Origin of the sequence: Sphingopyxis sp. CCNWLW2, from assembly GCF_037095755.1 — a bacterium.
Classification (GTDB): Bacteria; Pseudomonadota; Alphaproteobacteria; order Sphingomonadales; family Sphingomonadaceae; genus Sphingopyxis.
The window spans coordinates 627,613-645,284 of the sequence record NZ_JBAWKJ010000001.1 but is presented as its reverse complement, the minus strand read 5'-3'; the positions used below and the strand labels follow the sequence as shown (position 1 = coordinate 645,284).

The 17,672-nt window shown below is 64.7% G+C and carries 24 protein-coding genes; 9 read left to right on the top strand and 15 right to left on the bottom strand.

Annotated features, from left to right (window positions below; all coding sequences use genetic code 11):
- Positions 1-113 precede the first annotated feature (113 nt).
- On the bottom strand, positions 114-776 hold the full coding sequence (gmk, locus tag V8J55_RS03015) for a guanylate kinase (RefSeq protein WP_037516566.1): 663 nt from the start codon (positions 774-776) through the stop codon (positions 114-116).
- Positions 777-828: 52 nt separating this feature from the next.
- On the opposite strand from gmk, the gene V8J55_RS03010 reads away from it, so the two are divergent.
- Positions 829-1,392 (top strand): DUF2585 domain-containing protein, encoded by a 564-nt coding sequence (locus V8J55_RS03010; protein ID WP_336444328.1) that lies wholly within the window; start codon positions 829-831, stop codon positions 1,390-1,392.
- 9 nt (positions 1,393-1,401) lie between these two features.
- On the opposite strand, the gene V8J55_RS03005 is transcribed toward V8J55_RS03010, so the two are convergent.
- From V8J55_RS03005 to V8J55_RS02985, 5 genes are read right to left on the bottom strand one after another with little or no spacing between them, the layout of a single operon-like run.
- Entirely contained in the window at positions 1,402-1,815 is a 414-nt protein-coding gene (locus V8J55_RS03005) for a hypothetical protein (protein WP_336444327.1), read from the bottom strand.
- A gap of 33 nt (positions 1,816-1,848) precedes the next feature.
- Entirely contained in the window at positions 1,849-2,217 is a 369-nt protein-coding gene (locus V8J55_RS03000) for a hypothetical protein (RefSeq protein WP_336444326.1), read from the bottom strand.
- A gap of 51 nt (positions 2,218-2,268) precedes the next feature.
- Positions 2,269-3,666, bottom strand: coding sequence for a class II fumarate hydratase (gene fumC, locus V8J55_RS02995; protein WP_336444325.1), 1,398 nt, complete (start codon positions 3,664-3,666; stop codon positions 2,269-2,271).
- Positions 3,663-3,974 carry a hypothetical protein gene (locus V8J55_RS02990; protein ID WP_336444324.1) on the bottom strand — a complete coding sequence of 104 codons (312 nt, stop codon included), beginning with the start codon at positions 3,972-3,974 and terminating at the stop codon, positions 3,663-3,665. Before V8J55_RS02990 ends, fumC begins: the two co-directional genes overlap by 4 nt.
- Before the next feature lie 4 nt (positions 3,975-3,978).
- Positions 3,979-4,461: an SspB family protein gene (locus V8J55_RS02985; RefSeq protein WP_037516578.1), complete on the bottom strand. Its 483-nt coding sequence runs from the start codon at positions 4,459-4,461 to the stop codon at positions 3,979-3,981.
- Positions 4,462-4,547: 86 nt separating this feature from the next.
- Here V8J55_RS02985 and hisB point away from each other — a divergent pair, with 86 nt between their 5' ends.
- From hisB to V8J55_RS02960, 5 genes are all read left to right on the top strand, one after another.
- The gene (gene hisB, locus V8J55_RS02980; protein ID WP_037516580.1) at positions 4,548-5,135 is read left to right on the top strand and encodes an imidazoleglycerol-phosphate dehydratase HisB; all 588 of its coding nucleotides are present in this window, start codon (positions 4,548-4,550) and stop codon (positions 5,133-5,135) included.
- A 9-nt stretch (positions 5,136-5,144) separates the two neighbouring features.
- Positions 5,145-5,753 carry an imidazole glycerol phosphate synthase subunit HisH gene (gene hisH / locus V8J55_RS02975; protein ID WP_336444323.1) on the top strand — a complete coding sequence of 203 codons (609 nt, stop codon included), beginning with the start codon at positions 5,145-5,147 and terminating at the stop codon, positions 5,751-5,753.
- The gene (gene hisA / locus V8J55_RS02970) at positions 5,741-6,496 is read left to right on the top strand and encodes a 1-(5-phosphoribosyl)-5-[(5-phosphoribosylamino)methylideneamino]imidazole-4-carboxamide isomerase (protein ID WP_336444322.1); all 756 of its coding nucleotides are present in this window, start codon (positions 5,741-5,743) and stop codon (positions 6,494-6,496) included. Before hisH ends, hisA begins: the two co-directional genes overlap by 13 nt.
- Positions 6,497-6,572: 76 nt before the next feature.
- Entirely contained in the window at positions 6,573-7,337 is a 765-nt protein-coding gene (gene hisF / locus V8J55_RS02965) for an imidazole glycerol phosphate synthase subunit HisF (protein WP_336444321.1), read from the top strand.
- A 48-nt stretch (positions 7,338-7,385) separates the two neighbouring features.
- A complete protein-coding gene (locus V8J55_RS02960; protein WP_037516588.1) occupies positions 7,386-8,468 on the top strand; it encodes a calcium:proton antiporter in 1,083 nt (360 codons plus the stop codon).
- Positions 8,469-8,582: 114 nt separating this feature from the next.
- On the opposite strand, the gene V8J55_RS02955 is transcribed toward V8J55_RS02960, so the two are convergent.
- The gene (locus V8J55_RS02955) at positions 8,583-9,719 is read right to left on the bottom strand and encodes a beta-ketoacyl-ACP synthase III (RefSeq protein WP_336444320.1); all 1,137 of its coding nucleotides are present in this window, start codon (positions 9,717-9,719) and stop codon (positions 8,583-8,585) included.
- Between the two features lie 192 nt (positions 9,720-9,911).
- Between V8J55_RS02955 and V8J55_RS02950 the strand changes: the two genes are divergently transcribed.
- Positions 9,912-10,463: a hypothetical protein gene (locus V8J55_RS02950; protein WP_336444319.1), complete on the top strand. Its 552-nt coding sequence runs from the start codon at positions 9,912-9,914 to the stop codon at positions 10,461-10,463.
- Positions 10,464-10,485: 22 nt separating this feature from the next.
- Here V8J55_RS02950 and V8J55_RS02945 read toward each other — a convergent pair whose 3' ends face one another.
- Positions 10,486-11,253: a sulfite exporter TauE/SafE family protein gene (locus V8J55_RS02945; RefSeq protein WP_037516592.1), complete on the bottom strand. Its 768-nt coding sequence runs from the start codon at positions 11,251-11,253 to the stop codon at positions 10,486-10,488.
- 124 nt (positions 11,254-11,377) lie between these two features.
- Positions 11,378-12,304 (bottom strand): LysR family transcriptional regulator, encoded by a 927-nt coding sequence (locus tag V8J55_RS02940; RefSeq protein ID WP_336444318.1) that lies wholly within the window; start codon positions 12,302-12,304, stop codon positions 11,378-11,380.
- A gap of 83 nt (positions 12,305-12,387) precedes the next feature.
- On the opposite strand from V8J55_RS02940, the gene V8J55_RS02935 reads away from it, so the two are divergent.
- A complete protein-coding gene (locus tag V8J55_RS02935; protein ID WP_336444317.1) occupies positions 12,388-12,723 on the top strand; it encodes a hypothetical protein in 336 nt (111 codons plus the stop codon).
- 117 nt (positions 12,724-12,840) lie between these two features.
- Positions 12,841-12,999: a hypothetical protein gene (locus V8J55_RS02930; protein ID WP_336444316.1), complete on the top strand. Its 159-nt coding sequence runs from the start codon at positions 12,841-12,843 to the stop codon at positions 12,997-12,999.
- Between the two features lie 12 nt (positions 13,000-13,011).
- On the opposite strand, the gene V8J55_RS02925 is transcribed toward V8J55_RS02930, so the two are convergent.
- The 6 genes from V8J55_RS02925 to napE are packed head-to-tail and all read right to left on the bottom strand — an operon-like array spanning position 13,012 to position 17,580.
- Positions 13,012-13,635, bottom strand: a complete 624-nt coding sequence (locus tag V8J55_RS02925; protein ID WP_336444315.1) for a NapC/NirT family cytochrome c — start codon at positions 13,633-13,635, stop codon at positions 13,012-13,014.
- Positions 13,632-14,147: a nitrate reductase cytochrome c-type subunit gene (locus tag V8J55_RS02920; protein ID WP_336444314.1), complete on the bottom strand. Its 516-nt coding sequence runs from the start codon at positions 14,145-14,147 to the stop codon at positions 13,632-13,634. The genes V8J55_RS02925 and V8J55_RS02920 overlap by 4 nt, the downstream gene beginning before the upstream one ends.
- Positions 14,144-16,636, bottom strand: coding sequence for a periplasmic nitrate reductase subunit alpha (napA, locus tag V8J55_RS02915; protein WP_336444313.1), 2,493 nt, complete (start codon positions 16,634-16,636; stop codon positions 14,144-14,146). The genes V8J55_RS02920 and napA overlap by 4 nt, the downstream gene beginning before the upstream one ends.
- Entirely contained in the window at positions 16,633-16,926 is a 294-nt protein-coding gene (locus tag V8J55_RS02910) for a chaperone NapD (RefSeq protein ID WP_336444312.1), read from the bottom strand. The genes napA and V8J55_RS02910 overlap by 4 nt, the downstream gene beginning before the upstream one ends.
- Positions 16,919-17,425: a ferredoxin-type protein NapF gene (napF, locus tag V8J55_RS02905; RefSeq protein ID WP_336444311.1), complete on the bottom strand. Its 507-nt coding sequence runs from the start codon at positions 17,423-17,425 to the stop codon at positions 16,919-16,921. The genes V8J55_RS02910 and napF overlap by 8 nt, the downstream gene beginning before the upstream one ends.
- A complete protein-coding gene (gene napE, locus V8J55_RS02900; protein WP_336444310.1) occupies positions 17,422-17,580 on the bottom strand; it encodes a periplasmic nitrate reductase, NapE protein in 159 nt (52 codons plus the stop codon). The genes napF and napE overlap by 4 nt, the downstream gene beginning before the upstream one ends.
- Between the last annotated feature and the right edge of the window lie 92 nt (positions 17,581-17,672).

The following is a 17,672-nucleotide window of genomic DNA, read 5'->3' as shown; positions in this document are numbered from 1 at the left end:
AATCTGTGTGCACCCGCGAAGGCGGGTGCCCATCACCGAACGGCGCTATTTTGCACGGGCGGGAGATGGATCCCCGCCTTCGCGGGGACGCATGCCTTTATGGGGTGTGTAGATTATAGATTCTTGTCGGCGTCGGGGACCGAGCGGATCAGGTCGCGCGCGAAGCCGATCAGTCCGATCTGGCGGCGGCGCTTCAGCCGCTCGGCGCGCAGGATTGCGCGGACTTCGTCGAAGCAGCCTTCGACATTGTCGTTGATCAAGACATAGTCATAGCCGTCCCAGTGGCTGATCTCGTTCGCGGCGCGTTCCATGCGCGCGGCGATCACCTCGTCGCTGTCGGTGTTGCGCGAGCGCAGGCGGCGTTCGAGCTCTTCCATCGTCGGCGGCAGGACAAAGACGCGCACGACGTCGGGGCCGGCCTCCTGATAAAGCTGCTGCGCCCCCTGCCAGTCGATGTCGAACAGCACATCCTTGCCTGCCGCGAGCATGTCCTCGACTGGCGCGCGCGGCGTGCCGTAACGATGGCCGAAGACGTGCGCCCATTCGAGGAACTCGCCGTCGGCCGCCATTTTCTTGAAGCTATCGGTATCGACGAAATGATAATGGACCCCGTCGATTTCGCCGGGACGCGGCGGACGCGTCGTCGCGGAGATCGACAGCGCGATATCCTTATCGGCCTCGAGCATCATGCGCGAGATGGTGGTCTTGCCCGCGCCCGAGGGCGAGGAGAGGACGAACAACACGCCGCGGCGGTTCAGGTGGACGCTTTCAGCCATGGGCGCTATTCGCCAAAGCAGCGCCACTGGTCAAGCGCGAAGGGGGCGGGGCATGGCAGGAATTTCACGCACGGGCTGGCTTGTCGCCGGGGGACTGCTCGCGATCTTCGCCGCCATCCTCTTTGCGATGGGGCGCCCGCCGATCTGCCCGTGCGGCACCGTCAGCCTGTGGCACGGCGTGGTGCAGTCGAACCAGAACAGCCAGCAGATTTCGGACTGGTACAGCTTCAGCCATGTCATCCACGGCTTCATTTTCTTCGGCGTGTCGCGTTGGCTTATCCCGCGCCAGCCTTTGTGGATCGCGCTCGCGCTGGCGATCGGGATCGAGGCGGCGTGGGAAATCCTCGAAAATTCGCCGATCATCATCGACCGCTATCGCGAGGTGACGATGGCCTATGGCTATTCGGGCGATTCGATCCTCAATTCGGTCAGCGACGCGCTGTTCATGCTGCTCGGCTTCCTCGCCGCGAGCAAAATGCGCTGGTGGGTAACGGTGGCGATCGCGTTCGCGTTCGAACTGTTCACGCTATGGACGATCCGTGACAATCTGACGCTCAACGTCCTCATGCTCGTATCGCCCGTCGAGGCGATCAAGGAGTGGCAGGCGGGCGGCTGACGACCGATCTTACAGCCCCTTGCGGCCGAAACGTCCCGGCTTGGGCGCAGGCAAGTCGTCAAGATCGGCGCCGGTCCGATTGGTCATATAGCGGGCGAGCGCCGCATCGGGGTCGAAGTTCGCCTCGTCGGGATAGATGTCGGCATGTTTCAGCGCCTCCTCGGGCGTTGCTTCGGCCTGGTTCCGTTCGCGCGGTTTGTCGAAGAACATCAGCTTCAGCGCCCATATAAAGCAGGCGGCAGCCGCGATCAGTACCGCGAGCGCCGAGACATGGTTGAAAAGGCGGGTGCCCGGGTCGCTGGCGAGATCGCCGGCGTGTTCGAGGATATTGCTCAGCATCTTCAGCCCGAAGCCAAGCGCGAGCAGTATCACAGTCCGGAAGCCGGGCGGGTTGAAGGCCATGTCCCATCGATAGCGGGCCATGGTGAGGATCAGGTTAACCCGGAGAAAGCGGGCTCAATGCAGTGAGCTGCTGCGACCGTTTCCTTCGAGCGGAATCGCGGGCGGCAGGGCATCGCCGATCGTCTGCCCGTCGGTCGGTATTTTGGCGGTGCCGGCATAGATATCGACCACGCCCGCATTCGCGAGTTCGGGGTCGAGCGCATGCGCCTCGGCCGCCGCCTTGCGTGCCTCGGCGCGCTCGGCCCATTTCTTGGTGAGATAGCCCGCCGCGACGGTCGCGGCGAGCACGGCGTAACGCTGCGGAAAGAGCCGCCGCGCCGCGAAGAGCGTGCCCGCGCCGATCACTGCGCCCGCGAGCGGATGATTGCCTTTCTGGCGTCCGATGGCGCTGCCGAGAACGCCGCCTACGATGCGACCGATCATCTTCATCTCTCCTTCCCCTCATCAATCCCCGGAAGGCCCCGCGGGTTCCCGTCAGCCCTCGCGCCCGAGCATCGCGCGCGGGTCGACCACCCGATCAAATGTCGCCGCATCGACATAGCCGAGATCCAGCGCCGCTTCCTTCAGCGTGCTGCCCGTTTCATGCGCGTGCTTGGCGATCTTCGCGGCCTTGTCATAGCCGATTTCGGGCGCGAGCGCAGTAACCAGCATCAGCGAGCGGTTCATCAGCTCGTCGATGCGCGTGCGATTGGGTTCGATCCCGACGACGCAATGTTCGGTGAAGCCCGCCATGCCGATCGCGAGCAGCTCGATCGAGCGCAGCACATTCGACCCGATCAGCGGCTTGAACACATTGAGTTCGAGGTGGCCCTGAAGGCCCCCGACGGTGACCGCCTGATGGTTGCCGATGACCTGCGCCGCGACCATCGTCAGCATCTCGCACTGCGTCGGGTTGACTTTGCCCGGCATGATCGAGCTGCCGGGTTCATTCGCGGGCAGGTCAAGTTCGCTCAGCCCTGCGCGCGGGCCTGAACCGAGCAGACGAATATCGTTCGCGATCTTGGTTAGCGCGACGGCGAGCGTGTTCAGCGCGCCCGAAAAGAAGACAAGCCCGTCGTTCGACCCCAGCGCCTCGAACTTGTTCGGCGCGGGTTCGAACGCGATGCCGGTGCTTTTCGACAGCTCGGCGGCGATCGCGACATCGAAGCCGGCGGGGGCGTTGAGCCCGGTGCCAACCGCGGTGCCGCCCTGCGCGAGCTTGCAGATATCGTGAGCGAGCGCGCCTTCGATCCGCGCGCGGCACGCGGTGAGCTGCTGGGCATAGCCGGAGAATTCCTGGCCGAGCGTCAGCGGCGTCGCATCCTGCAAATGGGTGCGGCCAATCTTGACGATATCGCCCCATGCGTCCGCTTTGGCGGCGAGCGCGCCGGTCAGCTCGATCAGCGACGGCAGCAACCGCGCGGTCGTCTCGACCGCGACCGCGACGTGCAGCGCGGTCGGGAAGCTGTCGTTCGACGACTGGCCCATGTTGACATGATCGTTCGGGTGGACGGGCGACTTGCCCCCGCGCGTCCCGGCGAGCGCCTCGTTGGCCAGCCCTGCGATCACCTCATTGGCATTCATGTTCGATTGTGTGCCGCTGCCCGTCTGCCAGATCGCGAGCGGGAACTGGTCGTCATGGCGGCCGTGGGCGACGGCTTCGGCCGCGGCGTCGATCGCGTCGGCGAGACCGGCATCGAGCCCGTGGCTGCGATTGACCCGCGCCGCCGCGCCCTTGATCCGCGCGAGCGCGTGAACGATCGGCATCGGCATGCGCTCGTGCGCCGGGAAGGCGAAATTGTGCCGGCTGCGCTCGGTCTGCGCGCCCCAATAGGCGTCGGCGGAAACTTCGATCTCGCCGATACTGTCGCTTTCGATACGCGTTGCACTCATATGACCAGCATCCTCGTCACCAGCACCGACCCCGCCCAGATCATCGCGACGAGCCCCAGCATTTGCCAATATCCACCTTCGCCGACGCGGCGGCGCAGCCAGGCGGCGGCGAGCCACGCGAGCACGAGCGCGGGGGTCAGAATCAGCAAGCTGAAACGCAGCAGCCCGTCGGCAATCGGTCCGCGGGTGGTGGCCTCTTCGAACAGCGTATAGCCCTCGACCCCCCACCAGAAGGCGGCGGTGAGCACGACCATGCCCGCGAGCGACCAATATTGCCAAAAACGGCTCGGGGGCCAGAGCGGGCCCATCGCGCTATCGCTTCTTGCCGAAATCCACCGTCACGACATTCGATCCATCCTCGGTCGTAACCTCGGGACGGTCGTTGTCGGCCTCGTCATGCGGCTCGGGCTGCGTCTCGTCGTCGTCGCTGACCTGGAACTGCAGCCCGAAATCGACCGACGGATCGACGAAGGCGGTGATCGCGGCATAGGGGATGGTGAGGATCGACGGCGTCTGGTTGAACGACAGGCCGACGCTGAAATGATCGTCCTCGACCTTCAGGTCCCAGAAACGGTTTTGCAGCACGATCGTCATTTCGTCGGGAAATTTGGCGATCAGATGCGCCGGAATATCGACCCCGACGGCCTGCGTCTTGAAGGTGATATAGAAATGATGTTCGCCGGGCAGGCTGTCATAGCCGACGATCTGGCTGAGTACGCGGCCGACCACGGCGCGCAGCGCGTCCTGCACGATTTCGTCATAGGGAATCAGGCTGTCGCGTACATCGTCACTCATGGGGCGAGGGGATGAACGCGCGCCGCGCGGGGGTCAAGAGGGGAGAGTCGCCTTGCGCTGTGAAAAGTGGGTGCTATGGGGGCGCCATGCGTACCGCCACCGTCCAGCGCACGACCAAGGAAACGGATATCGCGATCGCCGTCAATCTCGACGGAACGGGCGAATATTCGGTGTCCACCGGTATCGGTTTCCTCGACCATATGGTCGAGCAATTGTCGCGCCATTCGCTGATCGACATCTCGATGCAGGTGAAGGGCGACCTTCATATCGACCAGCACCACACCGTCGAGGATTCGGCGCTCGCGCTCGGCGAAGCGGTGGCCAAGGCGCTCGGCGACAAGCGCGGTATCGCGCGCTATGGCGAGGCGCACGCGCCGATGGACGAGACGCTGACGCGCTGCGTGCTCGACATTTCGGGGCGCCCGCATTGCGTTTACAAGTCGGCCTTCTCGCAGCCGCGGCTCGGCGAGATGGACACCGAGATGTTCCCGCACTGGTTTCACAGCTTCGCGCAGGCGGCGGGGATCACGCTGCACATCGAGATGCTGTACGGCGAGAACAACCATCACATCGCCGAAAGCATGTACAAGGCTCTTGCCAGAGCGCTGCGCCAGGCGGTGGAAATCGACCCGCGCAAGGGCGATGCGATCCCTAGCACGAAGGGCGTCCTGTAGGACCAGCCGATGAGTATCATTGCCCTGATCGACTATGGCGCGGGCAATCTTCGCTCGGTGCATAATGCGCTCGTCGCGGCGGGCGCGGAGAATGTCGCCGTCACGGCCGATCCCGACGTCGTCGCGAAGGCCGACCGCATCGTGCTGCCCGGCGTCGGGGCGTTCGCCGCTTGCATGAACGGACTGTCGGCGATCGACGGGCTAGTCGCCGCCATGGAGCAGCGCGTACGCGGCGAGGGCGCCCCCTTCCTCGGCATCTGCGTCGGCATGCAATTGCTCGCCGATGCGGGCGAGGAGCATGGGCGGCACGAAGGGCTCGGATGGATTACCGGCACGGTGCGTGCGTTCGATCCGGCGCCCGGCCTCCGCATCCCGCACATGGGCTGGAACGACGTCGTGCCCAGCTTCGCGCATCCGGTGATCGCCGCGGGCGAGGCCTATTATCTCCACGGCTATCATTTCACCGACGCGGTCGATGTCGCCGCGACCAGTAACCATGGCGGGCCGTTCGTCGCCGCGGTGGCGAAAGACAATATCGTCGGCGTTCAATATCATCCCGAAAAAAGCCAGGCCTATGGCCTCGCGACGCTCGAAAGGTTCCTGAAGTGGCGGCCCTGACCATCTTCCCCGCGATCGATCTCAAGCGCGGACAGGTCGTGCGGCTCGCCGAGGGCGATATGGCGCGCGCAACCGTCTATGGCGACGATCCCGCCGCGCAGGCGCGGCTGTTCGCCGAGGCAGGGGCATCGCACCTGCATGTCGTCGATCTCGACGGCGCCTTTGCGGGCGAAAGCGTCAACGGCGCGGCGGTCGAAAGCATCATCGCGGCCTTTTCGGGCAAGGTGCAGGTTGGCGGAGGCATCCGTGATCGCGCCAGCGTCGACCGCTGGCTCGCGCTCGGCGTCGAGCGGGTGATTATCGGCACGGCGGCGCTGAAGGATCCCGAATTCGTCAAAACCGCCGCGCGCGATTTGCCGGGCCGCATCGTCGTCGGCGTCGACGCGCGCGACGGCATGGTCGCGACCGAGGGCTGGGCCGATGTCTCGGACGTGCGCGTCGAGGATCTCGCGCGCCGCTTCGAGGATGCCGGCGTCGCGGCGCTGCTCTTCACCGATGTCGGGCGCGACGGGCTGCTCAAGGGCTGCAATGTCGAAGCGACCGTCGCGCTGGCGCAGGCGGTCGCCATCCCCGTGATCGCGTCGGGCGGGGTTGCCGATATAAACGACATCCATGCGCTGCGCCCGCATGTCGCCGATGGCATCGAAGGCGTGATCACCGGCCGCGCGCTCTACGACGGCCGGCTCGACCTCGCCGAAGCGATCGCGGCGGGAAATTCCCCTCCCGCTGGCGGGAGGGGTTAGGGGAGGGCATGTCGACAATGCTTCCCTCCCGAAACAAGCCCTCCCCCAACCCCTCCCATAAATGGGAGGGGAGCAGGTGACCGTCCGCGTCCGCGTCATTCCCTGCCTCGACGTCGCCGACGGACGCGTCGTGAAGGGGGTCAATTTCGTCGACCTGCGCGATGCGGGCGACCCGGTCGAGGCCGCACGTGCCTATGACGCTGCGGGCGCCGACGAGCTTTGCTTCCTCGACATCAGCGCCAGCCATCAGGGGCGCGGCACCTTGCTCGACATGGTCAGCCGCACTGCCGAAGTTTGTTTCATGCCGCTCACCGTCGGCGGCGGGGTGCGCAGCGCCGACGATGCGCGCGCGCTGCTGCTCGCGGGCGCCGACAAGGTCGCGGTGAACAGCGCCGCGGTCGCGCGGCCCGAGCTCGTCGCCGACATCGCCGACCGTTTTGGCAGCCAATGCGCGGTCGGCAGCATCGATGCGCGCCGCGTCGAAGACGGCCGCTGGGAAATCTTCACCCACGGCGGGCGCAAGTCGACCGGCATCGACGCGCTGGAACATGCTGTCCGGCTTGCCGAACTCGGCGCGGGCGAATTGCTCGTCACTTCGATGGACCGCGACGGCACCAAGGACGGTTACGACCTGACGCTCACGCGCGCGATCGCCGATGCGGTCAGCGTACCGGTGATTGCATCGGGCGGTGTCGGCAATCTCGACCATCTCGTCGCCGGCGTGATCCAGGGCGGCGCGAGCGCGGTGCTCGCCGCGAGCATCTTTCATTTCGGCGAAGCGACCGTCGCCGAAGCGCACGCGCGGCTCGCCGCCGCCGGATTGCCCGTTCGCGCACATTAATCCGCGCGCGGGGTAGTCAGGCGGAAAGGGGGCTGTAATAAAAGCCCCATGACCTCGAAACTCCGTCTCGCCGACCGCACCAACGATATTTTTCCGGTCCTCGGCTTTGTTGCCGCGATGGCGAGCCTCGCGATGCCGCTCAATGCGTGGGTGGTGGCGTTCATTCTCGCGGGTGCGGTCGTCGCGGCGGTCCACCATGCCGAGGTCATCGCGCACCGCGTCGGCGAACCGTTCGGCACATTGATCCTCGCGCTCGCGGTGACGGTGATCGAGGTCGGGCTGATCCTGACCTTGATGCAGGCCGAACCCGAAAAGGCGCAGTCGCTCGCGCGCGACACGGTGTTCGCGGCGGTGATGGTGATCCTGAACCTCTTGATGGGCCTGTGCCTGCTGAGCGGCGCGATCCGCCACCATGAACAGCGTTTCCAGCGCACCGGAATCGGCGCCGCGCTTGCGACGCTGACGGTGCTCACCGTCGTGACGCTCGTCCTCCCCAACTTCACGTCGAGCGTGCCGGGCCCCTTTTATTCGGCGACGCAGCTTGGTTTCGTCGCGGTGGTGTCGCTGATCCTCTACGGCACCTTCGCGTTGGTGCAGACCGTGCGGCACCGCGACTATTTCCTTCCCGACGGCGAAGCGCAGGATGAGCCCGACGCGCACGCCGCGCCGCCGAGCGTCCAGCGCACCGCGATTTCGGGCGCATTGCTGCTCGCCAGCCTCGTCGCGGTCGTGCTGCTTGCGAAAAACCTGTCGCCAATCATGGGCGCGCTGCTCGCCGACTGGGGCGCGCCGCCCGCGGTGCTCGGTGTGCTGATCGCGGCGCTGATCCTCGCGCCCGAAGGTCTCGCGGCGGTGCGTGCGGCGAAGGCCGACCGGCTCCAGACCAGCCTCAATCTCGCGCTCGGTTCGGCGCTCGCAACGATCGGCCTCACCATCCCGGCGGTCGCGATCCTGTCGATTATGACCGATATGCCGATCAGCCTCGGGCTCGACGCCAAATCGACCGTGCTCTTGTTCCTGTCGCTGATCGTGTCGGTGCAGACGCTCGCGAACGGGCGCACCACGGTGCTGCAGGGGGTGATCCACCTGATGCTGTTCGCGATCTACCTGTTCACTACGTTTGTGCCGTGAGGCAGCGGACGCTCTTTTAAGTCGCGTGTCCCCGCGAAGGCGGGGACCCATCTCCCGCCAGCTCTAAATCGGGCCCACCGGAGATGGGCCCCTGCTTTCGCAGGGGCACAAGCCCTAGGTCTTGCGAACGAACACCGTCCCCGCCGAATAGCCCGCACCAAACGAACAGATCAGCCCCGTGTCGCCCGCCGTCATATCCTCGTGATGGAGGTGGAAGGCGATGATCGACCCGGCGCTCGAGGTATTGCCATAGGTGTCGAGCACCGTCGGGCTTTCATCGTCGCTCGCCTCATGCCCCAGCACGCGCTGCGCGATCAGCCGGTTCATGTTGGTGTTCGCCTGGTGCAGCCACAGACGGCGCATGTCGCTGCCTTCGAGGTTCAGCACCTCCATCTGCTCGACGATCAGATTGGCAACCCATGGCACGACTTCCTTGAACACCTTGCGGCCTTCCTGGACGAAAAGCTTGTCGCTCTTCGGTCCCGACTGGTCGATCCCGCCATGGCCGCGGTTGAGGAAGCCGAAATTGTTGCGGATGTTGTTCGAGAATACGGTTTTCAGCTTGGTGCCGAGGATGTCCCAGTGCCCCGCGGGCGCGATGGTCTTGTCCTCGACGAGGATCGCGGTCGCGACGTCGCCGAAGATGAAATGGCTGTCGCGATCGCGCCAGTTCAAATGTCCCGAGCAGATTTCCGGGTTCACGACGAGCACGCTTTTCGCATGGCCTGCGCGGACATAGTCGGCGGCGGTCTGAATGCCGAAGGTCGCCGACGAGCAGGCGACATTCATGTCGAACCCGAAGCCATCGATCCCGAGCGCGTCCTGAATTTCGACCGCCATCGCGGGATAGGGGCGCTGCATGTTCGACGCGGCGCACAGCACCGCATCGACATCGCCCGCATCGCGCCCGGCGCGGGCCAGCGCGTCCTTCGCGGCAAGGAGGCCGATTTCGGCAAGGATCGACAGCTCGTCGTTGCTCCGTTCGGCGATCCGCGGCGCCATATGTTCGGGGTCGAGAATGCCCGCCTTGTCGACGACGAAGCGCGATCCGATGCCGCTCGCCTTCTCGATAAATTCGACACTCGATTCAGCCAGTTCGTCGATTTCGCCGGCCGCGATGGCGGCTGCATTTTCTCTATTGTGCAGCGCAACATACTGGTTAAAACTTGCGACAAGTTCTTCGTTGGAGATGCGTTCGGCGGGGGTGAAAAGGCCGGTTGCGGAAATGACCGGCTGCGGTGTGTGCGACATGGTGGACCTGCGTGTGTCTTATGGTTTCAAGCCACGCTGATTAGGCTTCGCCGCGGCATCGCGCAACGCCCCCAAATTGCCTGAACGATCGCTAACATCATGGTTAACTCGTCACTAACCATTTTGGTGGCAGACTGTTTGATGCAGGCCTCCGGGGGGATGGCTCCCCGGGCGCCGAGCGGGAGCATGACCATGGCGACGCGTTCAGGACCGGCCGCAGGCGACCTGTCCCTTTCCGAGATCAAGGAGTTTGCGGGCTTTCCCGCATCGACCCAGCGCTACATCCGCCGTTCGCTCGATATCGGGCTCGAACGCGACGATGCGATCGCGCGCTGGTCGCGCGACATGGTCGAGGAAACCGCTATCCGCGTTCAGGCGCGCGTCTATCAGCGGCTCATCGAAATTCGCGGGCATATTCCCGACGACAGCGGGCTCGACGCGCTCGAACACTTCATGGCGCCGCTGATCGCGGTGTCGGCGTTCGACCTCGGGCAGGACCGGCTGCACGCGTTCGCACCCTATCGCTTCCTCTACGAACGGCTGCTCGGTGCGCACGCGCGGCCGTGGCTGCCCGGTGCCTTTTGCGCCGCGGCGTCGCTGCCGCACCTGCACCCCGACAAGCGCAAGCTGCTGCTCCAGTCGATCAGCGAAGCCGCGGCAACCGCGCCCGGCTGGTCGGCGCGCGAACCGAGCTTCTATCCCGAATGGGTCGACAAGATCGACGAGACCAAACCCGCGAACTAATTTCCGGCGCCGGCCGGAAAGATCAGATCACCGCGCGATAGAGGCCAAAGGCGCTGGTTGCGATCAGCACGACGCCGACCATGATGAGCATGACCTTGGGCGAGAAGCGCTTCGCCATCATCGCGCCGAGCGGAGCGGCCGCAACGCCACCGATGATCAGGCCAAGCGTGGGCCCCAGGATTTCCTCGATTCCGAGGTTCGCGATAAACGCGATCGACACCGCAACGGCGAGGAAGAACTCGACGCTGTTGACGGTGCCGATCACTTTGCGCGGCTCGCCGCCCTGGACGAGCAGGTTCGAGGTCACAACCGGCCCCCAGCCGCCGCCGCCTGCCGCGTCGAGGAAGCCGCCGACGACCGCCAAGGGGGCTACGACCTTGGGTTTTGCGATCTTGGGCGGATAGAGCAGGCCGCGAATGAGCAGCCAGATGCCGATCAGCACCAGATAACCAAGCACGAAGGGCTTCACGACGTCGGCGTGAAGCGACGAAAGGACATAGGCGCCGAGCACGCCGCCGATGACGCCCGGGATCAGCAGCCGGAAGAACAGCGGCCAGTCGATGTTGCGATGGAACAAATGGCTGAGCCCCGACGCACCCGTCGTGAAGATTTCGACGACATGGATACGCGCCGATGCGGTTGCGGGCGGGACGCCCAGCACGGCGACGAGCAACGTGTTGCAGATGACGCCGAACGCCATGCCGAGCGCGCCGTCGACGAGCTGCGCCGCGAAACCGATCAGGATGAACGGCAGGAGCGCGGTAAAGTCGATAGCCGCAAGTTCAGTCATATGTCATCCCAACCCTTTTGATTGACAACCTGCTGCCGGGATTCCCGCTCGCGCGCCAGCCCAAATTTTCTGCTGGCGGCAAAGGGATTTGTTTCCGCGCCCGATCGAACCGCGCCAAACCGGGTCAGCCGGTCAGGTCGTCGGGCAGGTTGTCGCGCACATAGTCGATGAAAGCGCGCAGCTTGGGCATCACCTGCTTGCGGCCGGGGTAATAAAGGAAGAGCCCCGATGTCGATGCGGCGTGGTCGGTGAGCACCAGTTCGAGCGCGCCCGATTCGACCATCGCGGTGGCCATCGGTTCGGCCATCATGCCCATCGCGATCCCGGCCCGCATCGCGACCAAGGCGGCGATCCAGTCGTTGACGATAATCGGGCCGGTGACTGCGACATCGAAATCGCGGTTGCCGCGTTCAAAGGTCCACGGCATCAGCGCGCCGCTCGCAAGGCGGAAGCGGACGCAGCGGTGGTCGCGCAAATCCTCCGGCGTCTCGGGGCGGCCATATTTGTCGAGATAGGCGGGCGCCGCGGCGACGACAAAGCGAAAGGAGCCGGTCAGGCGGACCGCGATCATGTCGGCGTCGAGCGCTTCACCCATCCGTACCCCGGCGTCGAACCCGCCGGCGCTGAGGTCGGCGAGCGCATCTTCGGCGAAGATTTCGAGTTCGATCTCGGGATAGGTTTCGCAAAAGCCCGCGATGATCGGTTCGAACAGCGGCTGGACTGCGCCGCGCATTAGGTTGATGCGGAGACGCCCTGCGGGCCGGTTGCCGAGATTGCGCGCCGCTTCATAGGCATCGGCGAGCCCCGAATAAGCCGGCGCGGCGCGTTCGAGGAACATTTCGCCCGCTTGCGTGAGGCCCACACTGCGCGTCGTGCGCATGAATAAGGGCGCGCCGACGCGCGCTTCGAGCGCCTTGACGGTCTGGCTGATCGCGGATGGCGAGACACCGAGATCGGCGGCGGCGGCGGAAAAGCTGCGCCTTTCCGCGACACGCAGGAAGGCTTCGATCCCGTCGAGCGCCCCTTGGGGGATTGTTAAATCCTGCTTCAAAGCACTTGCAGATTATAGAGGATTATCTATCTGCGCAACCGCGACTAAAAAGGTTGCACAAAGAAACGAAAGGAACCTCTCCCATGGCCTATCAGCTCTCCTCTTATCGCCGCTTTCCCGCCGCTTTTGCAATCGTCGCCGCTTCGGCGCTGGCCTTCACCGGCCTGATGGCAACCGCAACCCCCGCTTACGCCCAGTCGGCTAGCGATTATCGCTGCGCCGGTCTGGCCGAACAGGCCCATGTCGCCGCCGGCGGCGTCGAAGGTGCCAAGCAGTCGAGCGCCAAGCGCTTTGTTTCGACCGGCAAGAAGCTGTGCGAAGCGGGCAACGAACGCGCCGCCGCCAAGCAGTTCCGCGCCGCGCTGAAGATCGCCGGCGTCGCCGAAGTCGAAACCGACAGCCAGATGGCGTCGCGCTAAGACAGACTGACACCAATCTCCGGACCGTCCTCTCCCTCTCCCCGACGGATCCACATCACTGGGGCGGCACTCACAACGAGGCCGCCCCATTTGTTTGTGCGCGGCGCATGGTTTAGGGTGACCTTCATCATGCCCGGCAAGAAACCCCGCCGCGAAACGCCCGCCGATCGTTCGGCCGCGAAGGCCGCGATACCGCTGTGCCGTTACGAAGAACTGGCGATGCGCGAAAACCGTCTGCGACGCGCGAACGCCGCAAAGCGCGAAGCGGGCGACTAGTTCGCGCGGGCGTCAGCCTTGGGGAATGCCCTTCATATTCGGCAGGTGATGCGCGATGCCCTTGTGGCAGTCGATGCACGTCTTTTGGCCCGTCCCCAGATATTGCTGGTGGATCTGCCCGGCGCGCGGTGACTGGCGTGTGAGGTCCATCGAATCATATTGATGGCAGTTGCGGCATTCGAGTGAGTCGTTCGCCTTCAGCCGCGCCCATTCATGCTTGGCGAGTTCGAGCCTTTTATCGAGGAACTTCTCGCGCGATTCGATCGATCCGAAAATCTTGCTCCACACCTCCTTCGACGCCTGCATCTTGCGGCCCATCTTGTCGGTCCAGTTGTGCGGGACATGGCAGTCCGAACACACCGCGCGCACGCCTGAGCGGTTGTTGTAGTGGATCGTCGTCTTCAGCTCGGCGAACACATTGTCGTTCATTTCGTGGCAGCTGGTGCAGAATGCCTCAGTATTGGTCGCCTCCATCGCGGTGTTGAACCCGCCCCAGAAGATGATGCCGGCGATGAAGCCGCCGAGCGTCAGGAATCCCATGCTGAAATGCAGACTGGGCCGCCACGCCGTCGTCCAGAAGGGTTTGATCCAGCCCCAGACGCGCAGCCAGATCGCGCGAAGCCGCCCCCAGATCATTGCTTTTCCTCCTTCGCGAGGGTGGTGTTGAGGCCTTCGTACCGGTTGCCGACCAAAGGTTCGGCATCGGTCTGGACGACATGGCATTGAACGCAGAAATAGCGGCGCGACGAGATTTGCTCGAGGACCTTGCCGTCGCGCGTCAGATAATGCGCGTCGCTCACCGGCGGCGCCTGGAATTTTTTCGCGGCCGACCGCGTGTGGCAGAGCATGCAGCGGTTCGTGTTCACGGTGAGCTGGTAATTGTCGATCGCGTGCGGGATCGTCGGCGGCTGCATCTCGTAATTCACCGGGCGGATGCGGTCGAAATTCTCGACCCGCGCCATCGGTAGCGGCGAGGCTTCCTTGTCGATCGGGACGCCGCGGCGCAGCGCGTCGATCTGTCCTGCCGCGGTGATGACGACCGGCGCGTCGGGCGCCTTGCGCGGCGTTTCCTCATGTTTCGATCCGCACGCGGCGAGGTTCATGGCGACGATCAACGGCAAGAGCGCGCGCGTGAGCAGCCTCATCATGCCATCACCACCTTGACCGCGCATTTCTTGAAATCGGTCTGCTTGGAAATCGGGCAGGTCGCGTCGAGCGTCGTCTTGTTGATGAGCTGCGCGGCGTCGAACCAGGGGACGAAGACCAGCCCCGACGGCACGCGGTTGCGCCCGCGCGTCTCGACCCGGCTGCGCATCTCGCCACGGCGCGAGATCACCTTCACCTCGTCGCCGCGTTTCAGCCCGCGCGCCTTGGCGTCGTCGGGGTTCATAAAGACGACCGCCGAGGGGAAGGCCTTGTAGAGTTCGGGAACGCGCATCGTCATCGACCCCGAATGCCAATGTTCGAGCACGCGCCCGGTCGCGAGCCACAGATCATAGTCGGCGTCGGGCGATTCGGCGGGCGGTTCATAGGGCAGCGCCCAGATCACCGCGCGTCCGTCCTTGTTGCCGTAAAACTGCCAATCGCTGCCGGGCTTCACATAGGGGTCGCTGCCTTCCTTATAGCGCCAGCGCGTTTCCTTGCCGTTCACCACCGGCCAGCGCAGCCCGCGCGCCTTGTGATATTCGTCGAAAGGCGCGAGGTCGTGGCCGTGACCGCGGCCGAATTCGGCATATTCCTCGAACAACCCTTTTTGCGGATAGAAGCCGAACGCGGCGGCCTCGTCATTGGCATAGCCCGCCTCGACCTCGCCCGGCGCGAAGCGATCGACCTTGCCGTTGCGATAGAGGACTTCGAACAGGGTCTTGCCCTTATACGCCGGGTTGGCGGCGAGCAGGTCGGTGGGCCAGCATTCGTCGGTGGTGAAGCGCTTGGAAAATTCCATCAGCTGCCACAGGTCCGACCGCGCTTCGCCTGGCGCCTTGACGAGCTGGTGCCAGAACTGCGTGCGGCGCTCGGCATTGCCGTAGGCACCTTCTTTTTCGACCCACATCGCGGTCGGCAGGATCAGGTCGGCGGCTTGCGCGGTGACGGTCGGATAGGGGTCGGAGACGACGATGAAATTGTCGGGATTGCGATAGCCCGGATAGCCCTCATTCTCGAGGTTCGCCGCCGCCTGCATATTGTTGTTCGCCATCACCCAATAGGCGTTGAGCTTGCCGTCCTTCAGCATCCGGTTCTGCTCGACGATATGATAGCCGACCTTGTCGACGATCAGCCCGTCGGGGAGTTTCCATATCTCCTCGGCGTGCTTGCGGTGCTCGGGATTGGTGACGACCAAATCGGCGGGCAGGCGGTGCGAAAAGGTGCCGACCTCGCGCGCGGTGCCGCACGCCGACGGCTGGCCGGTGAGCGAGAAGGGGCTGTTGCCCGGGGTCGCGATCTTTCCGGTCAGCAGGTGGATATTATAGACCATATTATTGGCCCAGGTGCCGCGCGTGTGCTGGTTGAACCCCATCGTCCACAGCGACATCACCTTGACCTTCGGGTCGGCGTAGAGTTCGGCGAGGTGCTTGAGCCAGCCCTTCTCGACCCCGCTGAGTTCGGCGGCATGGTCGAGCGTATAGGGTTCGACGAACGCCTTGAACGCGTCGAAGTCGATCGGGGTGCTGCCCGTGGGATCCTTCGAATTCTTGGCTTTCAGTTCGAGCGGATTGTCGGGGCGGAGCCCGTACCCGATGTCGTCGTTGCCGCGCTTGAAGCTAACATGCTTGCGCACGAAATCCTCGTTGACCTTGCCCGACTGGATGATGTGGTTGGCGATATAATTGAGGATCGCAAGGTCGGTCTGCGGCTTGAAGATGATCGGGATGTCGGCAAGATCGAAGCTGCGATGCTCGAAGGTCGAGAGCACCGCGACCTTCACATGATCGTGCGACAGCCGCCGGTCGGTGACGCGCGTCCACAATATCGGGTGCATCTCCGCCATGTTCGAGCCCCAGAGCACGAAGGCGTCGGCGGCCTCGAAATCATCGTAACAGCCCATCGGCTCGTCCATGCCGAACGTCCGCATGAACCCCGTGACTGCCGAGGCCATACAGTGGCGCGCATTGGGGTCGATATGGTTCGACCGGAACCCCGCCTTCATCAGCTTGTTCGCGGCATAGCCTTCCCAGACCGTCCACTGGCCCGACCCCGCCATGCCGATCCCGGTGCCACCCTTCGCCTTCAGCACGCGCTTGAACTGCGCCGCCATGACATCGAACGCCTCGTCCCAACTGACGGGCTCGAAATCGCCGTCCTTGGCGAACTGCCCGTCCTTCTTGCGCAGCAGCGGCGTCGTCAGCCGGTCGTTGCCGTACATGATCTTGGAAAGGAAATAGCCCTTCACGCAGTTGAGCCCGCGATTGACCTCGGCATCGGCGTCGCCATGCGTCGCGACGACGCGATTGTCCTGCACCGCGACCTGCACCCCGCAACCGGTGCCGCAGAAACGGCACGGCGCCTTCGACCATTTGACGCCGGCCGGTGCGGCGGTCGCCGCCGTTTCGGCAAAGCTGGCGGGAACCGAAATACCCGCCGCCGATGCCGCGGCCCCCACCGCGCTGGCCCGGATGAAATCGCGGCGCGTCGTCATAAACGGCTCCCCTGTTCGGCGCTGGATTGGATGATGTCGCCGAGCGCGCTGCGCGGTTCGGCATGATGATAAACAAGGCTGACGCCGACGACCCCGGCGAGCGCTTGCACCGCGTCCATGCAGGCGAGGAGCTCGCGCGTCCCGCCGCCTTCGTGGAGCAGGATCGCGCGGCCCGCCTCGCGTGCTGCAATCTCGGCGCCGGGTGTCGCCGTGACGAGATGCTCGATCGAGGCGAGCGCGTCGGGCCGGTGGTGGACGATGAAGCTCGCGATATGGACTTCGTCATCCATGCGCATGGTCCGGTGCCGCCAGCGAGATCGCGGCGACGGGACAGACCCCGACGCAGGCGCCGCAACCGGTGCAGCGCGCGAGGTCGAGTTCGGGAAGCGCGCCGCCCACGGCGGGGCGAAAGCGGATCGCCGCCTCGCCGCACGCATCGCGGCAGCTGAAACAGGTCACGCCATTTTGCGCGAGGCAGGCGGGGGCGATGGCCGCCTTGATCGTCCATGGCCCGGACAGCCCGCCGTCGAGGGCGCCCGTGTCGCAGGCTTCGACGCATTTTTCGCAGAACAGGCATTCGCCCTGCTGCGGGTCGAAAAGCGGATAGCCCCCGTCGCCGCGACCCAGCACATGCTCGGGGCAGGCGGTGACGCAATCGTTGCAGCCGGTGCAGATGTCGACGAAACGCGCCTCGCCGATGGCCCAGGGTGGCCGCAGCGGAGGCGGCGCCGCGGGGCGCCCACGCAGGAACGCCCGACGGTCGGCCGAAAATGCCACGGTTCCGGTCATACTCCCGGCGGGCCGTTCAGCAGCTGCCACATCCAGACAAGGAAGCCATAGGCAGCCACAGCGATCACCGCGAGTACCGGAAACAGTACCACGGTCATAAAGAGGAAGAGACGCAATTCCCTTTTTCTCGTCCCCGTATCAGCACTTTGCTTCATCGACGGTTCCCCCGTTCAATTGCGCCAGCTGTTGTTCAGATTTAACAGATGATTACGGGCTTGGCTATGCCGGCACAGGCGAGCGCGGGAGC